The 17252-nt window shown below is 62.0% G+C and carries 14 protein-coding genes; 10 read left to right on the forward strand and 4 right to left on the reverse strand.

The features are described 5' to 3' along the window. Nucleotide 1: 1 nt before the first annotated feature. On the reverse strand, nt 2-1729 hold the full coding sequence (locus ACX1DW_RS22450) for a tetratricopeptide repeat protein (RefSeq protein ID WP_458992422.1): 1728 nt from the start codon (nt 1727-1729) through the stop codon (nt 2-4). A 186-nt stretch (nt 1730-1915) separates the two neighbouring features. On the opposite strand from ACX1DW_RS22450, the gene hemA reads away from it, so the two are divergent. The 6 genes from hemA (at nt 1916) to ACX1DW_RS22480 (ending at nt 7294) form a co-directional block, all read left to right on the forward strand. Continuing rightward, on the forward strand, nt 1916-3184 hold the full coding sequence (gene hemA, locus ACX1DW_RS22455) for a glutamyl-tRNA reductase (RefSeq protein WP_063540098.1): 1269 nt from the start codon (nt 1916-1918) through the stop codon (nt 3182-3184). Beyond that, nucleotides 3181-4263, forward strand: a complete 1083-nt coding sequence (gene prfA / locus ACX1DW_RS22460) for a peptide chain release factor 1 (RefSeq protein WP_102839744.1) — start codon at nt 3181-3183, stop codon at nt 4261-4263. Before hemA ends, prfA begins: the two co-directional genes overlap by 4 nt. 34 nt (nt 4264-4297) lie before the next feature. Further along, nucleotides 4298-5125 carry a peptide chain release factor N(5)-glutamine methyltransferase gene (gene prmC / locus ACX1DW_RS22465; protein WP_458992423.1) on the forward strand — a complete coding sequence of 276 codons (828 nt, stop codon included), beginning with the start codon at nt 4298-4300 and terminating at the stop codon, nt 5123-5125. A gap of 24 nt (nt 5126-5149) precedes the next feature. After that, nucleotides 5150-5905, forward strand: a complete 756-nt coding sequence (locus tag ACX1DW_RS22470; protein ID WP_125856745.1) for a molybdopterin-synthase adenylyltransferase MoeB — start codon at nt 5150-5152, stop codon at nt 5903-5905. After that, nucleotides 5898-6692 (forward strand): glutamate racemase, encoded by a 795-nt coding sequence (gene murI, locus ACX1DW_RS22475; protein ID WP_458992424.1) that lies wholly within the window; start codon nt 5898-5900, stop codon nt 6690-6692. Before ACX1DW_RS22470 ends, murI begins: the two co-directional genes overlap by 8 nt. 83 nt (nt 6693-6775) lie before the next feature. Further along, nucleotides 6776-7294, forward strand: coding sequence for an acyloxyacyl hydrolase (locus ACX1DW_RS22480; RefSeq protein ID WP_079329204.1), 519 nt, complete (start codon nt 6776-6778; stop codon nt 7292-7294). A gap of 58 nt (nt 7295-7352) precedes the next feature. Here the strand turns inward: ACX1DW_RS22480 and ACX1DW_RS22485 are convergent, their stop codons facing one another. The 3 genes from ACX1DW_RS22485 to upp form a co-directional block, all read right to left on the reverse strand. Beyond that, nucleotides 7353-7664: a YkgJ family cysteine cluster protein gene (locus ACX1DW_RS22485; protein ID WP_063540093.1), complete on the reverse strand. Its 312-nt coding sequence runs from the start codon at nt 7662-7664 to the stop codon at nt 7353-7355. Between the two features lie 74 nt (nt 7665-7738). Then, nucleotides 7739-8998 carry a uracil-xanthine permease family protein gene (locus ACX1DW_RS22490; RefSeq protein WP_458992425.1) on the reverse strand — a complete coding sequence of 420 codons (1260 nt, stop codon included), beginning with the start codon at nt 8996-8998 and terminating at the stop codon, nt 7739-7741. 2 nt (nt 8999-9000) lie between these two features. After that, complete coding sequence (upp, locus tag ACX1DW_RS22495) at nt 9001-9639, reverse strand: uracil phosphoribosyltransferase (protein WP_125886642.1); 639 nt, start codon at nt 9637-9639, stop codon at nt 9001-9003. A gap of 259 nt (nt 9640-9898) precedes the next feature. Between upp and ACX1DW_RS22500 the strand changes: the two genes are divergently transcribed. The 4 genes from ACX1DW_RS22500 to ACX1DW_RS22515 all read left to right on the forward strand — a co-directional run bounded on the left by ACX1DW_RS22500 (nt 9899) and on the right by ACX1DW_RS22515 (nt 17192). Beyond that, entirely contained in the window at nt 9899-10456 is a 558-nt protein-coding gene (locus tag ACX1DW_RS22500; protein WP_270053086.1) for a hypoxanthine-guanine phosphoribosyltransferase, read from the forward strand. A 530-nt stretch (nt 10457-10986) separates the two neighbouring features. Further along, nucleotides 10987-12858 (forward strand): DUF1302 domain-containing protein, encoded by a 1872-nt coding sequence (locus ACX1DW_RS22505; protein WP_458992426.1) that lies wholly within the window; start codon nt 10987-10989, stop codon nt 12856-12858. A 97-nt stretch (nt 12859-12955) separates the two neighbouring features. After that, complete coding sequence (locus ACX1DW_RS22510; RefSeq protein ID WP_063540090.1) at nt 12956-14317, forward strand: DUF1329 domain-containing protein; 1362 nt, start codon at nt 12956-12958, stop codon at nt 14315-14317. Between the two features lie 250 nt (nt 14318-14567). Then, complete coding sequence (locus tag ACX1DW_RS22515) at nt 14568-17192, forward strand: LuxR C-terminal-related transcriptional regulator (RefSeq protein ID WP_458992427.1); 2625 nt, start codon at nt 14568-14570, stop codon at nt 17190-17192. Nucleotides 17193-17252 lie beyond the last annotated feature (60 nt).

The raw sequence follows: 17252 nt of genomic DNA on the forward strand, positions 1-17252 counted from the left end.
GTCAGGGCTTCTCCGAGCCGGTCAGCCGCTTGAGCGTTTCGCGCAGGATCTGGCTGTCCGGTTGTAGTTTGAGTGCCTTCGACCAGACCGCGCGGGCCTCGCTGCGTTCCCCCTTGGCCCAGAGTACCTCGCCCAGGTGCGCCGCCACCTCATGGTCGGGGAAGCGCTGCAGGGCCTTGCGCAGCAGCGCCTCGGCCTCGCTGAGATTGCCCAGCCGGAAGTTGACCCAGCCGAGGCTGTCGAGAATCGCCGGGTCATCGGGGTTGAGCTGGTAGGCCTGTTCGATCAGCTGCAGTGCTTCCTGATGGCGATCGGTGCGGTCGGTGAGGGTGTAGCCAAGGGCGTTGAGCGCCATGGCGTTGTCCGGTTCGCGTTCGATGATGAAGCGCAGATCGCGTTCCAGCTGGCCCAGGTCGCCGCGTTTCTCGGCGAGCATGGCGCGGGTGTACAGCAGGTTGAGATCGTCGGGAAACTCCTCGAGCGCCTGTTCGGCCAGGGTCCAGGCCTGCTCGGTGCGGTCGTGCTCGGAGAGGGCTTCGATCTCGATGAGGTACAGCTGAATCGCATAGTCCGGCTGCTGCTGTCGGGCCTCGGCAAGCACCCTGGCTGCGTCATCGTCGCGGTTGCCGGAGAACAGCAGTTGGCTCTGCAGCAGCTTCGCCGGCAGATACTCATTGCCGGGGCCGACCTGGGCCAGTGCCTCCAGCGCCTTGGCGTTCTTGTCCATCGCTTGATAGGCGCGGCCGAGGTTGAAGTAAGCTGCGTCGATATGACTGCCGCGCTCGATCAACTCCTCAAGATAGACGGTCGCTTCACGCCAGGCCTGCGCTTCCATGCAGACCAGCGCCATGGAGAAACGCAGGTCGTCATCGGTAGGGTGTTGCTGGACCAGCGTCGCGAACTCGCCCATGGCTTCTTCCAGGCGATCCTGTTCGACCAGCAGGCGCGCGTAGGTCAGGCGCAGGCGCTTGTCTTCGGGGTGCTGACGCAGGCTCTTCTCCAGCAGCGGCAGGGCTTCATCGCCGCGCTGCAGGCTATGCAGCAGGCGCGCTTCCAGGAGGATGGAGGGGATCTGACGTTGCTTGGCAGGCTGCTTCTGTAGCAGAGCGAGGGCTTCCTCGCTGCGATCGTCCTGCTGTAGCAGAACGGCTTTGCCGAAGGACAGCTGCGGGTTGTCCGGGTGCTTGGCCAGCAGCTTGTCGAAGCTCTGCAGCAGGCCGGCGCGGGTATCGGGGTCGGTTTCTGAAGCAGACAGCGCGAGGAAGTCGAAATGCGTGTCGCCCTGGCCCTGCAGGACTTTCTCCATGAACTCCAGCGATTCTTCGTAGCGCCCGGCACGGGCGAGCTGCACGGCGGCAGCGCGCTGGGCGTCGAGATTCTCCGGCGCATTGCGTGCCCAGATCAGTGCCGTATCCAGTGCGGCCTGGTCGGCGCCGAGGTATTCGGCGATGCGAAAGCCGCGCTCGGCGACACCGGCATCCTGGGTCGCATGCGCCTGCTGTACATAGTTGCCCAGGGCGATGTCGAACCGATTTCGCTGTCCTGCCAGTTCCGCGACCAGCAGTGCATAGAGCGATTCGCGGCTGAACGAGCCCTGCGCCGGCTCGGCAACCGGCGCACTCGATGGCGCTGCATCCTCGACCGGCGGGGCGCTTTCCGGCGCCTGCTGCAGGAAGGTCTGACAGCCGCCGAGTAACAGCAGGGCGGCGAATGCGGCAAGTCTATTCATAGAGGAAATGTACGGCTGGTGTGCGGTCGCGGCATGATGACACAAGCCGCCGGGCAAGCCCATGGCCGCCAGAATGGTGCCAGGTGACGGGCATGGCCATCGAATCGGACAATCAAGGGCAATGGTTGTTCTCCATCAGACGAAGTAGGAGAATTGCGCGCTCCGTTTTCCAATCAGCGGTTCTGCATGGCTTTCCTCGCGCTTGGTATCAATCACAAGACCGCTTCGGTGGACGTCCGCGAGCGCGTAGCCTTCACGCCGGATCAGATGGTCGAGGCCCTGCGCCAGCTGTGTCGCGTCACGCCAACGCGTGAGGCGGCGATTCTTTCGACCTGCAATCGCAGTGAACTGTACCTGCAGCAGGATCAGGTCGAAGCCGATGCCGTGCTGGCCTGGCTGGCCAACTATCACCGCCTCAGCCTCGACGAGCTCAAGGCCTGCGCCTATGTGCACGTCGACGACCAGGCCGTGCGTCATATGATGCGTGTCGCCTCCGGGCTCGATTCGCTGGTGCTGGGCGAGCCGCAGATCCTTGGACAAATGAAGTCGGCCTACGCCGTCGCGCGCGAGGCTGGCAGCGTCGGCCCGCTGCTCGGGCGACTATTCCAGGCCACCTTCAGCACGGCCAAGACCGTGCGCACCGACACCGCCATCGGCGAGAACCCGGTGTCGGTGGCCTTTGCCGCGGTCAGTCTGGCGCGGCAGATCTTCAGCAATCTGCAACGCAGCCAGGCGCTGCTGATCGGCGCTGGCGAAACCATCACCCTGGTGGCGCGTCACCTGCACGAGCAGGGCGTGAAGAAAATCGTCGTCGCCAACCGTACGCTCGAGCGCGCCAGTGCGCTGGCGGCGGAACTGGGGGCGCAGGCAATCCTGCTCGCCGACATCCCGGAAGAGCTGCACAACAGCGACATCGTCATCAGCTCCACCGCCAGTCAGCTGCCGATCCTCGGCAAGGGCGCGGTAGAGCAGGCGCTGAAGCGGCGCAAGCACAAGCCGATGTTTATGGTTGACATCGCCGTGCCGCGGGACATCGAGCCGCAGGTCGGCGAGCTGGACGATGTCTATCTCTACACCGTCGACGACCTGCACGAGGTGGTCGCGGAGAACCTCAAGAGTCGCCAGGGCGCGGCCCAGGCCGCCGAGGAGCTGGTCGCCGCCGGTACCGAGGATTTCATGCAGCGCCTGCGCGAGCTGGCCGCAGTGGATGTGCTCAAGGCCTACCGCCAGCATGCCGAGCGAATTCGCGACGACGAACTGAGCAAGGCCCAGCGCCTGCTGGCCAATGGCGCCAGCGCCGAGGACGTCCTCGCCCAGCTCGCCCGTGGGCTGACCAACAAGCTGCTGCATGCCCCCAGTGTGCAGCTGAAAAAACTCTCTGCCGAGGGCCGCGTCGAGGCGCTGAGCATGGCCCAGGAACTCTTCGCCCTGCACGAGGGCACGGAAAAGACATGAAAGCTTCGCTGCTGAACAAGCTGGACATCCTGCAGGACCGTTTCGAGGAGCTCACCGCGCTGCTCGGCGATGCCGAAGTCATCAGCGACCAGAACCGCTTCCGCGCCTATTCGAGAGAATACGCCGAGGTCGAGCCGGTGATCGTCGCCTATCGCCAGCTGTGCAAGGTGCAGCAGGATCTCGAAGGCGCTCAGGCGCTGCTCAAGGACAGCGATCCCGACATGCGCGAGATGGCCGAGGAGGAAGTCGCCGAGGCCAAGGCGCAGCTCGAGACACTCGAAGCCAGCCTGCAACGCATGTTGCTGCCCAAGGACCCCAACGATGGCCGCAACGTGTTCCTCGAGATCCGCGCCGGCACCGGCGGCGACGAGGCAGCGATCTTCGCCGGCGACCTGTTCCGCATGTATTCGCGCTACGCCGAGAAGCAGGGGTGGCGCGTGGAGATCCTCTCCGAGAGCGAGGGCGAGCACGGCGGCTACAAGGAAGTGATCTCCCGCGTCGAGGGCGACAACGTCTACGCCAAGCTCAAGTTCGAGTCCGGCGCGCATCGTGTGCAGCGTGTGCCGGAGACCGAATCCCAGGGGCGCATCCATACCTCGGCGTGCACCGTGGCGGTACTGCCGGAGCCGGACGAGCAGGCGGCTGTGGAGATCAATCCTGCCGAGCTGCGCATCGACACCTATCGTTCCTCCGGCGCCGGCGGCCAGCACGTCAACAAGACCGATTCGGCGATTCGCATCACCCACCTGCCGACCGGTATCGTCGTCGAGTGCCAGGAAGAGCGTTCGCAGCACAAGAACCGCGCCAAGGCCATGGCCTGGTTGGCGGCCAAGCTGCAGGACCGCCAGGATGCCGCAGCGCACAAGGAAATTTCCGAGACGCGCAAGCTGTTGGTCGGCTCCGGTGATCGCTCCGAGCGCATCCGCACCTACAATTTTCCCCAGGGCCGGGTCACCGATCATCGGGTCAACCTGACGCTGTATTCGCTCAACGAAGTGATCGGCGGCGCAGTGGAGCAGGTCATCGAGCCGCTGTTGCAGGAGTACCAGGCCGACCAGCTGGCCGCGCTGGGCGACTGATCCTTTCCGCTGCGCACCGCGCTAAGAGCACCTCATGCCAACCATCGAGTCCCTGCTGCACAGTGTCGATTTGCCGGACTCGCCGAGCGCCAGGCTGGACGCCGAATGGTTGCTCGCCGCCGCGCTGGGCAAATCCACCAGCTATCTGCGCACCTGGCCCGAGCGAGAGGTGCCGGCTGATCTGGCCGAGCGCTTCGCGGCGGATCTGGCGCGACGTCGGCGCGGCGAGCCGGTCGCCTATATCCTCGGTCGCCAGGGCTTCTGGAGCCTGGAGCTGGAGGTCGCGGCGGAGACCCTGATCCCGCGTCCGGACACCGAGCTGCTGGTGGAAACCGCGCTGCAGCTGCTTCCGGCGACGCCGGCTCGGGTGCTCGACCTGGGCACCGGAACCGGAGCGATCGCGCTGGCGCTGGCGGCCGAGCGGCCCATGTGGCACGTCCGCGGCGTTGACCGTATCGAAGCTGCAGTGGCGCTCGCCGAGCGCAACCGCCTGCGCCTCGGGCTAGGCAACGTCAGCTTCACGCGAAGCGACTGGTTTTCCGAGCTGTCCGGTGAGCGCTTCCAGCTGATCGTCAGCAATCCACCCTACATTCCTGCCAGCGATCCGCATCTGCAGCAGGGCGACGTGCGCTTCGAACCGCAGAGTGCGCTGGTGGCCGGGGTGGATGGGCTGGACGACATTCGTACGATCATCGCCCAGGCGCCTGGACATCTGACCTCAGGCGGCTGGCTGCTGCTGGAGCACGGCTATGATCAGGCTGGAGCGGTACGTGCGCTGCTCGCCGCGCACGGCTTCGAGGCGTGCGAAAGTCGATGCGACCTGGGCGGTCACGAGCGCGTCAGTCTTGGCCGGCTCGCATGAATTTCCCGTTACGCGAGGTGCTCGATGCTGAGTGACGAAGAACTGCTGCGTTACAGCCGGCAGATCCTGCTCAAGCAGGTCGATATCGAGGGGCAGCTACGGCTCAAGCAGAGTCGCGTGCTGATTGTCGGTCTCGGTGGGCTCGGCTCGCCGGTAGCGCTGTATCTGGTGGCCGCGGGCGTCGGCGAACTGCATCTGGCGGACTTCGATACGCTGGACCTGACCAACCTGCAGCGTCAGATCGTTCACGACACACCATCGCTTGGCCTGCACAAGGTCGACTCCGCCATGGCCCGGCTGGAAGCATTGAACCCGCATGTGCGCCTGGTTCCTCATCGCAGCGGGCTGGATGCCGACTCCCTGGGGGCGGCGGTTGCCGAGGTCGATCTGGTGCTCGACTGCACGGACAACTTCGCCATCCGCGAGGCGGTCAATGCGGCCTGCGTGCAGGCCAGGAAACCCTTGGTCAGCGGCGCGGCGATTCGTCTCGAGGGACAGCTCTCGGTGTTCGATCCCCGAGTCGAAACGAGCCCCTGTTACCATTGCCTTTACGGGCACGGTAGTGAGGCCGAACTGACCTGTAGCGAGGCGGGGGTCCTTGGTCCACTGGTAGGCATGGTCGGCAGCCTGCAGGCGTTGGAGGCGCTCAAGCTGCTAGCCGGTTTCGGCGAGCCATTGATTGGTCGTCTGCTGCTGATCGACGCACTGTCCAGTCGTTTTCGCGAGTTGCGGGTCAAGCGCGATCCGCACTGCGCGGTGTGTGGTTCAGGCGATGCCTGACTGTACGGCGCCCGTGGGCGTATTCGATTCCGGCGTCGGCGGGCTCTCGGTGCTGCGCGAGATTCGCCAGCGCCTGCCGCACGAATCGCTGCTCTATCTGGCGGACAGCGCCCACGTTCCTTACGGCGAGAAGAGCCCCGAGTACATCCGCGAGCGCTGCCGCATCATCGCGGCGTTTTTCGTCGAGCAGGGCGCCAAGGCCCTGGTGGTGGCCTGCAACACCGCGACGGCGGCCGGCGTGACCGAGCTGCGCGAGCTGTATCCGGATTGGCCCATCATTGGCATGGAGCCGGCGGTAAAGCCCGCCGCAGCGGCCACCCGCAGTGGCGTGGTAGGTGTACTCGCCACCACCGGTACGCTGAAAAGCGCCAGATTCGCCGCATTGCTCGATCGTTTCGCTTCGGACGTGCGGGTGATCACTCAGCCTTGCCCGGGGCTGGTCGAACGCATCGAGGCCGGCGATCTGAATAGCGTCGAGCTGCGCGTCATGCTCCAGGGCTGGGTCGAGCCACTGCTGGCGCAGGGTTGCGACACGCTGATCCTGGGCTGCACTCATTACCCCTTCATTCGTCCGCTGCTGAGCTGCCTCGTGCCTCGCGACATCCGGTTGATTGATACCGGAGCAGCGGTTGCGCGCCACTTGGGTGAGGTGTTGACGGAGCGCGGCCGGCTCGCCGGCGGGGAAAGCAGTTGCCGATTCTATTGCAGCGGCGATCCGCAGCGAATGGCCGAGGTGCTGCCTACACTTTGGGGAGAACATGCAGAGGTCGAGTTGTTCTCCCGGTAGGAACTCACGCCACGGAGGAGTTTCTCAATTGATGCTGGCAATAATTAACCAAACAAACGCAGTGTTTTTATAAGGAAGTTCCCATGAAAAAACTGTTTACCCTGGCTGCAGTAGCGGCACTCTCGGTCGGGCAGATGGCGGCTGCTCACGCTGTGGACTTCACCGTTGCGGTCGGCCAGACCGACGAGTCGACCATGACCTATCGCCTGGGTGCGCAATTCGACTTCAACAGGAGCTGGTTCCAGACCAGCGTCGGGCGACTGACCGGCTATTGGGATGCGGGTTACACCTACTGGGAGGGTGACGAGTCCACCAGCAATCACAGCATTTCACTGGCACCGGTCTTCGTCTACGAGTTCGCCGGTCAGTCGGTCAAGCCTTACGTCGAGGCGGGTATCGGTGTGGCGGCGTTCGAAAACACCGAGGTGGAAGGCAACCGTCTGGGGTCGTCGTTCCAGTTCGAGGACCGTATCGGTGCGGGTCTGCGCTTCGCCGGCGGCCATGAGGTCGGCGTACGTGCGATCCATTACTCCAACGCGGGTATCAAGAAGCCGAACGACGGTGTCGAGAGCTACGCTCTGCACTACCGGATGGCGTTCTAAGCGATAGCGTCCAGGCTGCAGGGCTGTCGACGGCCCTGCAGCGCTCCCTCAGGCGACCTCAGCCATACGCCGTGGCGCTGCCCTTGCGCTCCTCGCGGCAATCCTGCGAACCCAGTTCGAACTCGCGGCAGATCAGCGGGCGATGTGCATAGATAGTGCAGCGCATGCTGTCCCGGTCAAGCGCCGCGCACCAGCCGTCATCGAGCCGCCGCATCACTTCGCCGCCCCAGCTATCCCTGTCGATGAATCGCTGCGGTACACCGGTATCGCCGAACAGCATGACTTCGAGACGGCAGCAGCACGCCGCGCAGGTGGAGCAGCTGACGATGGGGTCTTCGAGTTGCTTGAGCGGGATGGTCGAGTCAGTCATGACGGCAGTCTAGCCGATGTGATCGACCTGGGCAGAGAGGCGGGCGGCCCCAGCGGACGCTGGGGCCGCAAGTTTCAGACTTCTTCGTTCAGCTGCTTGTTGCGCCAACCCTCACCACCGGGCAGCACCAGGTTGAGCAGAAGCGCGATGATGGCGCACAGCGAGATGCCGGACAGGGTGAATTCACCGTAGCCGATCGCCATGCCGCCGATACCGAACACCAGCGTCACCGAGACGATGATCAGGTTGCGTGCTTCGGACAGGTCGACCTGGTGGCGGATCAGGGTGCTCAGGCCAACCACGGCGATCGAGCCGAACAGCAGGCAGAGGATGCCGCCCATGACTGGCACCGGAATGCTCAGCAGGCCGGCGCCGAACTTGCCGATGAAGGCCAGGGCGATGGCAAAGATCGCCGCCCAGGTCATGATCTTCGGGTTGTAGTTCTTGGTCAGCATCACCGCGCCCGTTACTTCGGCGTAGGTCGTGTTCGGTGGTCCACCAAACAGGCCGGCTGCGGATGTCGCCACGCCGTCACCCAGGAGCGTGCGATGCAGCCCTGGCTTCTTCACATAGTTGTTGCCGGTGACGCTGCCGATGGCGACCACGCCGCCAATGTGCTCGATCGCCGGGGCCAGGGCGACCGGGATCATGAACAGGATGGCGCCGATGTTGAACTCCGGCGCAATGAAGTTGGGCATCGCCAGCCAGGGTGCTGCGGCGATGCCGCTGGTGTCGACCACGCCGAATATGAGCGAAAGCCCGTAACCAACGGCGACCCCGGCGAGAATCGGCACCAGGCGGAACAGCCCCTTGCCCAGCACCGCCACCAGCAGCGTGGTGACCAGCGCTGGCATCGAGATGAGCATCGCCGTGTGGTACGGGATGAGCTGGGCGCTGCCGTCGCCGGCCTTGCCCATGGCCATATTCACTGCTACCGGCGACAGTGCCAGACCGATGGAAATGATCACCGGTGCGATGACCACGGGTGGCAACAGGCGGTCAATGAAGCCCGGGCCTTTCAGGCGCACGGCGAAACCGAGCACGATGTACACCAGCCCGGCAGCCATCACGCCGCCCATGACCGCAGGCAGGCCGAACTCGCCCTTGGCAGCGATGATCGGGGCGATGAAGGCGAAGCTCGATGCAAGGAATACTGGCACTTGACGCTTGGTGACCAGCTGGAACAGAAGCGTGCCGAGACCGGCAGTGAACAGAGCGACGTTGGGGTCCATGCCGGTGATCAGTGGCATCAGCACCAGTGCGCCGAAGGCGACGAACAGCATTTGCGCGCCGGCCAGGACCTGCCGGCCTACCGGCTCCTCGGGATGCGACATGCTCAGATGTCCTTCTGCTTGGTGCCGAAGATCTTGTCACCGGCATCGCCCAGGCCCGGAACGATATAGCCGTGCTCATCCAGGTGCTGGTCGATGGAGGCGGTGAAGATCAGCACGTCGGGGTGCGCCTTCTCGACGGCAGCGATGCCTTCCGGTGCGGCGACCAGGACCAGGGCGCGAATCTCCTTGCAGCCCGCCTTTTTCAGCATGTCGATGGTGGCGACCATCGAACCGCCGGTAGCGAGCATCGGGTCGATGATGATCGCCAGGCGCTGTTCGATTTCCGGAACCAGCTTTTCCAGGTAGGTCTGCGCCTGCAGCGTCTCTTCATTGCGGGCGATGCCGACCGCGCTGACCTTGGCGCCGGGGATGAGGCTGAGCACGCCATCGAGCATGCCGATGCCGGCACGCAGAATCGGTACTACGGTAATCTTCTTGCCGGAGATCTTTTCCACCTGCACCGGGCCGCACCAGCCGTCGATGCTGTAGTGTTCCAGCGGGAGATCCGAAGTCGCTTCATAAGTGAGGATCGAGCCCACTTCCTGCGCCAGTTCACGGAAGTTCTTGGTGCTGATGTCTGCACGGCGCATCAGGCCGAGCTTGTGGCGGATCAGCGGGTGGCGGATCTCTCGAATGGGCATTGTGGGCTCCGGCGGGCAAATAAACCGGCTTAGATTAAAGCATCGTCGGGTCAGCGGCTATTCGCGTGTCATCCGGCCGGCGGACTTGCTGCGCACGGCGAGGGTGGGTATCTTCCCCGCCCTTTCGCGAACGGCCGAAAATCGGCTGTTCGGTCAGGTTTTTCGCTGTCCGGGTTCGCCTGGCAATACGGCGATTCAACCGCACGAGCTGCCAGCCCCGGCTGGTGCTCCCAACTAAACTCTCTGGGGGAATCGCTTCATGTCCGTCGATCTCGCACATATTCGCCAAGTCATGGCCGAGGCAGACTGCCTGTACACTGAGGAGCAAGTCGAAGCGGCGATCGCCAAGGTTGCCGAAGCCATCAACGCCGAGCTGGCCGAGCGCAATCCGGTGGTGTTCTGCGTCATGAATGGCGGGCTGATCTTCTCCGGCAAACTGGTGCCGAAGCTGAACTTCCCCCTCGAGCTGTCCTATCTGCATGCGACCCGTTACCGCAACGAGACCAGCGGCGGCGAGCTGTTCTGGAAGGCCAAGCCGGAGATTTCCTTCATCGATCGCGATGTACTGATCATCGATGACATCCTGGATGAGGGGCACACGCTGGGCGCAATCATCGATTTCTGCCGTCATGCCGGGGCTGCCGCCGTGCATACCGCAGTGCTGATTGACAAGGACCACCAGCGCAAGGCGCGCCCGGATCTGAAAGCGGACTACGTTGGGCTCAGCTGCATCGACCGCTATATCTTTGGTTACGGGATGGACTACAAGGGCTACTGGCGCAACGCGCCGGGTATCTACGCCGTAAAAGGTATGTAAGCGTCTCGGCGGAGCTCATTGTCATGCGCGCCCGCAATGGGTGCGCAGCCACGTGGCCGCGACGATTCGCCGTCCCGGCGACAGCCATGCGCGCTTCGATCTGGGAGCTACAGCGGTTACGTTTCGATTGGCCCCATTGCGCTTCCTAAAGTAACGCAGCGGCGGCGTGCCCACGCCTGATCCGCTCGTTGTCGGGCTGGCTGCCTTTCGTGGTTCACAATGCCGGCTGCCTTGATCCAGACGGATTGGGCTGCCTTATCGGCGTGATGAATACTACTTTCGGATAACCAGCCGACATTTCTCCATTCCAACCGCACGAAAGGCTCTGCGGCGGGCTTTGCGCTGCTAGCGTTCACGGCTAAGCTCAGAACGTCCTTAATACGCATGGCCGAACGAAATCACGCTGAAAGCCACTGCTGGAAAGGCTATTCATACTAAAGGATTACAAGCTAAATCAAACCTTAGTGCGCTTAACCCTCCTTCTACGTCTGGGTAGGGTTGACGCACTTCGAACCAACCAGGAGCGCCTCATGACAAAAACAACAAGGCAAGGAATCTTCCAGCCGAAGTCTCTAGCTCTCGCCGTTGCGCTGGGCACTGCCGCCCCGGCCTACGCTGTGAACTTCAATATCGGAGAGATCGAAGGGCAATTCGACTCGGCGATGTCCATCGGTGCCAGCTGGTCCATGGCGGACAGGGACATGGATCTGGTCGGCTTGGCCAATGGAGGAACTGGCTATACCCAGACAGGGGATGATGGGCGGCTTAACTTCAAGAAGGGCGAAACCTTTTCCAAGATTTTCAAAGGTGTCCATGATCTTGAGCTTCGTTATCGCGATAGCGGCGCCTTTATTCGTGGTAAGTACTGGTATGACTTCGAACTGAAGGATGAAAACCGTCTGTTCAAGGATATCAGCGACAGCAACCGGAAAGAGGCGGCTCAATCATCGGGTGCGCAGATTCTGGACGCGTTTCTTTATCACAACTATGCGATTGGTGATTTGCCGGGGACCGTGCGTCTCGGAAAGCAAGTAGTGAGCTGGGGTGAAAGTACTTTTATTGGTAACAGCATCAACTCAATCAACCCATTGGATGCGGCCGCTTTCCGTCGCCCCGGTGCTGAAATCAAGGAAGGCCTGATTCCTGTCAATATGCTCTACGTCTCGCAGAGTCTGACTGATCGACTCAGCATGGAGGCGTTCTATCAGCTCGAGTGGGATCAAACGATCATCGACAATTGCGGCACCTTCTTCGCCAGTAATGACGTTGCAGCCGATGGTTGCGATGATAATTATACGGTCCTATCTGCTGCTCAGCGCGACGCTATCATTGGTGCTGGGGTTACGATTGATCAGCTAAATGCATTGATCGGTGCCGACTATTATGCCGGCCTGGACGATCTAGGCATTATCGTGGGGCCTGAAGGGGTAACAGTTCCGCGTGGTGGTGACCGGGATGCTCGAGATTCCGGCCAGTATGGATTTGCGTTTCGGTGGCTAGGTGACGTGGCCGAATACGGTCTGTATTTCATGAACTACCACAGCCGTACGCCAACCGTCGGCTACCAGAATGCATCCGCCGCTGAGATCCAGGCGTTGTTAGGGCTTCTCGGTACTCCGTCTCCAGGCGGTCCGCTTCCATCAGGGGCGGCCTTCAGCGGCCTGGCATCTGCCGCTTTGCTAAGCAACGGCGAGTACTATCTCGAGTATCCGGAAGATATCCGCTTGTATGGCGCAAGCTTTTCTACGACCTTGCCAACAGGCACAGCGTGGTCTGGTGAAATTAGCTATAGGCCAAACCTTCCGGTAGCTCTCAACTCTACATATACCACCGGATTGCTTGCTACCGGCATCGGCGGTTCCATTGCTACCGGTGACTTCGCGGGTGCGATCGGCCAGGCGGGTATCGAACATCGGGGCTATAACCGCAAGGAAGTCACTCAGCTACAGACCACGTTTACGCACTTCTTCGATCAGGTCTTGGGCGCTGGGCGAGTCACCGTAGTGGGTGAGATCGGTTATGCACATGTCGGTGGGCTGGAAAGTAAGAGCGAGCTTCGTTACGGCCGTGACTCCATTTATGGTCTGGATACGCCAGAGTACGGGAATGACGGCTTTGTAACCGCCAACTCCTGGGGTTATCGCCTGCGCGCCATTGCGGACTACAACAACGTCTTTGCCGGTATCAACTTCAAGCCCAACCTGTCGTTTTCCCACGATGTCGACGGTTATGGCCCGAACGGTCTGTTCAACGAAGGCTCCAAAGCGGTCAGCATTGGTCTGGATGCCGAGTACCAAAACATGTACACCGCCAGCCTGTCCTACACCGACTTCTTCGGCGGCGACTACAACACGCTGGTTGATCGCGACTTCCTCGCGTTCAGCGTGGGCGTGAACTTCTAAGGAGACCAGCGCTGTGTCCGGCCGATGAGGAAGGTCGGCCGGACAACGACGATAAGCAAGGCCTCCGGTAAACAAGATCAAGAGGAACTGGAATCGTATGAAAACAACAAGAAAGCTATTCAGTGTCTTGGCCTTCTCTCTGCTCGCCAGCAGTGTGATGGCCGCGGTTTCCCCCGAAGAAGCCGCCAAGCTCGGAACATCCCTCACGCCGCTGGGCGCGGAGAAGGCTGGTAACGCAGACGGCACCATTCCGGAGTGGACCGGTGGCCTGAAAACCGATGCCGCGCCGCTCAAGAATGGTCATCTGACCAACCCGTTCAAGGACGAACAACCCAAGTTCGTGATCACTGCGCAGAACGCCGAGCAGTACAAGGACAAGCTGACCGCAGGTCAGATGGCGATGTTCAAACGCTACCCGGAAACCTACAAAATCCGTGTCTTTCCGACTCACCGCTCCGTAGCGGTCCCGGACGAGATCTATGAGGCCGCCAAGAAAAGCGCGCTGAATACCGAGCTCGTCGAAGGTGGCAATGGTCTCGCCAACTTCACCGACAGCCGCTATTACGCCTTCCCGATTCCGAAGAACGGCTTGGAAGTGATCTGGAACCACATCACCCGCTATCGCGGCGGCAATGTGCGACGCAACATCGTTCAGGCGACTCCGCAAACCAACGGCAGCTACACAATGGTCCACTTCGAGGACGAGGTGGCCTTCCCGCTGGGCATGACGGACCTGGATCCGGAACGCGCCAAGAACGCTTTGCTGTTCTTCAAACAGCGCGTGACAGCACCGTCGCGACTGGCTGGTAACGTACTGCTGGTGCACGACTCGCTGGATCAGGTGAAGGATCCACGTCAGGCCTGGATCTACAACGCTGGTCAGCGTCGTGTTCGCCGCGCGCCGCAGGTTGCTTACGACGGACCGGGTACCGCTTCCGATGGTATGCGTACCACTGACAACTTCGACATGTTCAGTGGCGCCCCGGATCGCTACGACTGGAAACTAATCGGCAAGAAAGAGCTGTATATCCCTTACAACAGCTATGAGATCGCCTCCAGCGACCTGAAGTACGACCAGATCATCAAGGCTGGTCACGTCAATCAGGATCTGGCGCGCTATGAGCTGCACCGCGTCTGGGAGATCGAGGCCACGCTCAAGAGCGGCGAGCGGAACATCTATGCCAAGCGTCGTTTCTTCGTTGACGAAGACAGCTGGACCATCGTCCAGTCGGAGCTGTACGACGGTCGTGGTCAACTGTGGCGGGTAGGCGAAGCCCATTCGCTCCAGTACTACCAGCACAAGGTGCCCGCTTATGCGTTCGAAGCGCTGTACGACATCATCTCCGGTCGCTACATCGCCATCGGCATGAGCAATGAGGAAAAGCCCCACGAGTACGGTTACCGTGCGTCCGCCCGGGACTTCACGCCAGCAGCTCTGCGTAACGCTGGAGTTCGCTGATCGGGTTCCATCCAGCTGATGAATAAGGCGGCCGACTGGCCGCCTTTTTTTTTGTTTCGAACCAGCGGATGATAATTTCAGTTTACTGGTTCGTTTCCCGGCTCGTTCGCAACCGAAAAGAGTCGTTCCAGCGTCTGCGTTCGCTGCCGGGCGCAGATGCCTCGCTGACGACGGGCATGCCATTGATGGTGGCGTCGGGCGAGGCCGTGCTGTGTTTCAATGGACTGATTCGAATAAGAGAACCGTCGCCATGTCCGTACGCTTCATTCCTGATGCGCTCAGTGCAGAGGCAGGAGCCGCAGACCATCTCGCGTCTATTCCGAGACTTCCGCCGGCGCACATAGGGCGGCCGAGACTCGTTCAGTCTTTGCTCGCCGCCGATTGTCGCTTGCGTCTGATCTGTGCTCCGGCAGGATTCGGCAAAACCGTGCTGATGAGCGAGTGCGCTCGGCTCGTGCCGGAGGGCACGCACATGGTGTGGCTGGATCTGGGCGGACGGGCCTGTAGCGTGGGCGCTCTGTACAGCCAGCTCAGCGGAGCCCTGGGTCAGCAAGATGAACTGGTCGGGAGCGCCGACACTGCAATTCTCACGCTGCTGCGCCGGTTGCGGCAGCCTCTGTGGATCATGCTCGACGATTACCCGCGCGACTGCGATGCGGAGCTGGACGCCTGCCTCGACATGCTGCTGGACATTGGTCCTACATCGGTCAGCTGGTGGGTCTCCAGTCGTCGTCAGCCTGCATGGAAGCTGCCACGGCTTTTGTTGCAGGGGCATCTGTGCGAACTCGATGCCGAGGCTCTCGCCTTCACCGAGGATGAGCTCGAGCGAATGCTCGTTGCTCAGCGAATGGCGCTTTCGCCGGAAAGTTTTCAACAGCTCCACCGCGGTATGGAAGGGTGGCCGGCGGGCGTCTGCCTGATGCTGCTCGGCGCCGATGAGCAGGCGCTGCGCGAGCGGCTTGTGGCCGGCACGCCGTTATTGCGTGACTACGTGCAACGCGAGGTTCTGGCCGGGCTGGGCGACGAAGTGCGCCGCGCGCTGCTTGCCCTGGCGCGTATGCCGCGTTTCTCGGCCGAGCTCTGTGACCATGTGCTGGATGGCGTCGGCAGTGAAATTCTCGATGTGCTCAAGACTCGCCAGCTATTCATCAGGCAGATCGACAATTGTGGCGAGTGGTTTCGCTTGTGGAAGCCGCTGGCGTTGATGCTCCAACGTCTGGCTGACGCGGCTGCGCCGACCCAGGTGCATCTGCGTGCCTGTCAATGGTTCGCCAGCCGCGGCGAAATGCGCGAGGCGGTGGAGCATGCCCTGTGGGCAGGCCAGCCGGAAGTGGCGGCCAATTACCTGCAGCGTTACGGGCAGGAACAGTTGCTGATCGGCGACAACGTTTCGCGATTCCTCAAATGGCGAAGCGAGCTGCCGCAGGATCTGTTTGCCAGTACCACGCGGTTGATCGTGCTTCAGGGATGGGCACTGATCATCTCGGCGCGTCTGGATGAGGTGGAAGACTGTCTGGCCGAACTGGCCAAATTCTTTCCTCAGCCCGATGCCCGGCGGCAGGCGCAACTGCTGGCGCAATGGCAGGCGTTGCGAGGCTTTCTTGCGCGCTTGCGTGGAGAGCCTGGGGCTCGGGAAAATTGCCTGCAGGCGCTTGAGGTGCTGTCCGATCATGCTTGGGCGCAACGCGTGCTCTGCTATCAGGTGCTGACCCAGCAGGCGATGTCCGAGGGCAAGCTGGAGCTGGCGCAACAGTACAACAGCGAAGGTATGAAGCTGGCTCGGCTCAAGGGCAGCGTGCTTTACGAGATGATGCTCAGCGTGGACCGTATCCAGCTGTTGGAGCTCACCGGTGAGTTCGAGCGCGCGGTTGGTGTGCTGAATGAGGCATTGCAGGCCCTCCGCGAAACGGTTCGGCACAGTCCATTGATCGGCCGCTTGCAACTTCTGCAGGGTCATCTGCTGGCCTATCAGGGGCTGGATGAGCCTGCTCAGGAAGCCTATCTGCTCGGCAAGGAGGAGACCGAGACCTGTGGCGATTCCTACTGCTTCTTCGGCTATGTCGGGCTGGCCGAGCTGGCCGCGCGAAGCCAGGAATTCGCCTGTGCCTATCATTGGTTGCGCGACGCCGAGCGGCTTTCACAGTGGCGTCATGTTCCGGAGGCGCGTTTTCGAGGAATTCTGCCGCTCATCAACGGTGTCGCGTGGCTCCACCAGGGAGAGCTACGCAAGGCCCGAAGTGCGCTCTGCCAGGTATTGGATCTCTACGAGGGGCACGGCTACCTGTCGCCTTCCGGATTCTACGAGCTGCTACCCCGGCTGCGGCGCTATCTTGCGGTCATCGATGTGCTGGAGGGGCAGCCACAGCGAGCGATCACCGAGCTGCGCGCACAGGTCGAACAGAACCTGCGGACCCAGCGGCTGGGGCTGGCATGTGAATGCCGCTTTAGCCTGGCCGAGGCGCTTCAGGCCGCGGGCCAGACAGCTGAAGCCGAAACGGAGTTGCGTTCGGCGCTGGCCGAGGCGGCTCGTCAGCATCTGGTAAAGCCGCTTTACGAGCTTCACCACCGCCAACCCCAGTGGCTGGCTCGCGTTCTGCCTGCTACGGCGAAAGGCGAGTCGCTTCGCCAGCGCCTACTCCACTACGAGCGTGAGCCGGAGACGGTACAGGCGATAACGGATGAAACCGTGCTCAGCAACCGTGAGCTGACCGTGTTGCGGCTGATCGCGCAGGGTTGTTCCAACCAGGAAATCGCCGAGCAGCTATTCATCTCTCTGCATACGGTCAAGACGCATGCCCGCCGAATAAATACCAAGCTGGGCGTAGCGCGTCGAACGCAGGCGGTGGCGAAGGCCAAGGCGTTGGCCTGGCTCTGAGGTATCTGGATAGGCTTCACCGTTGCGCCAGGGCGGCAAAACCAGGCACAACGGTGCGCT

This window comes from Stutzerimonas sp. KH-1, from assembly GCF_054483855.1.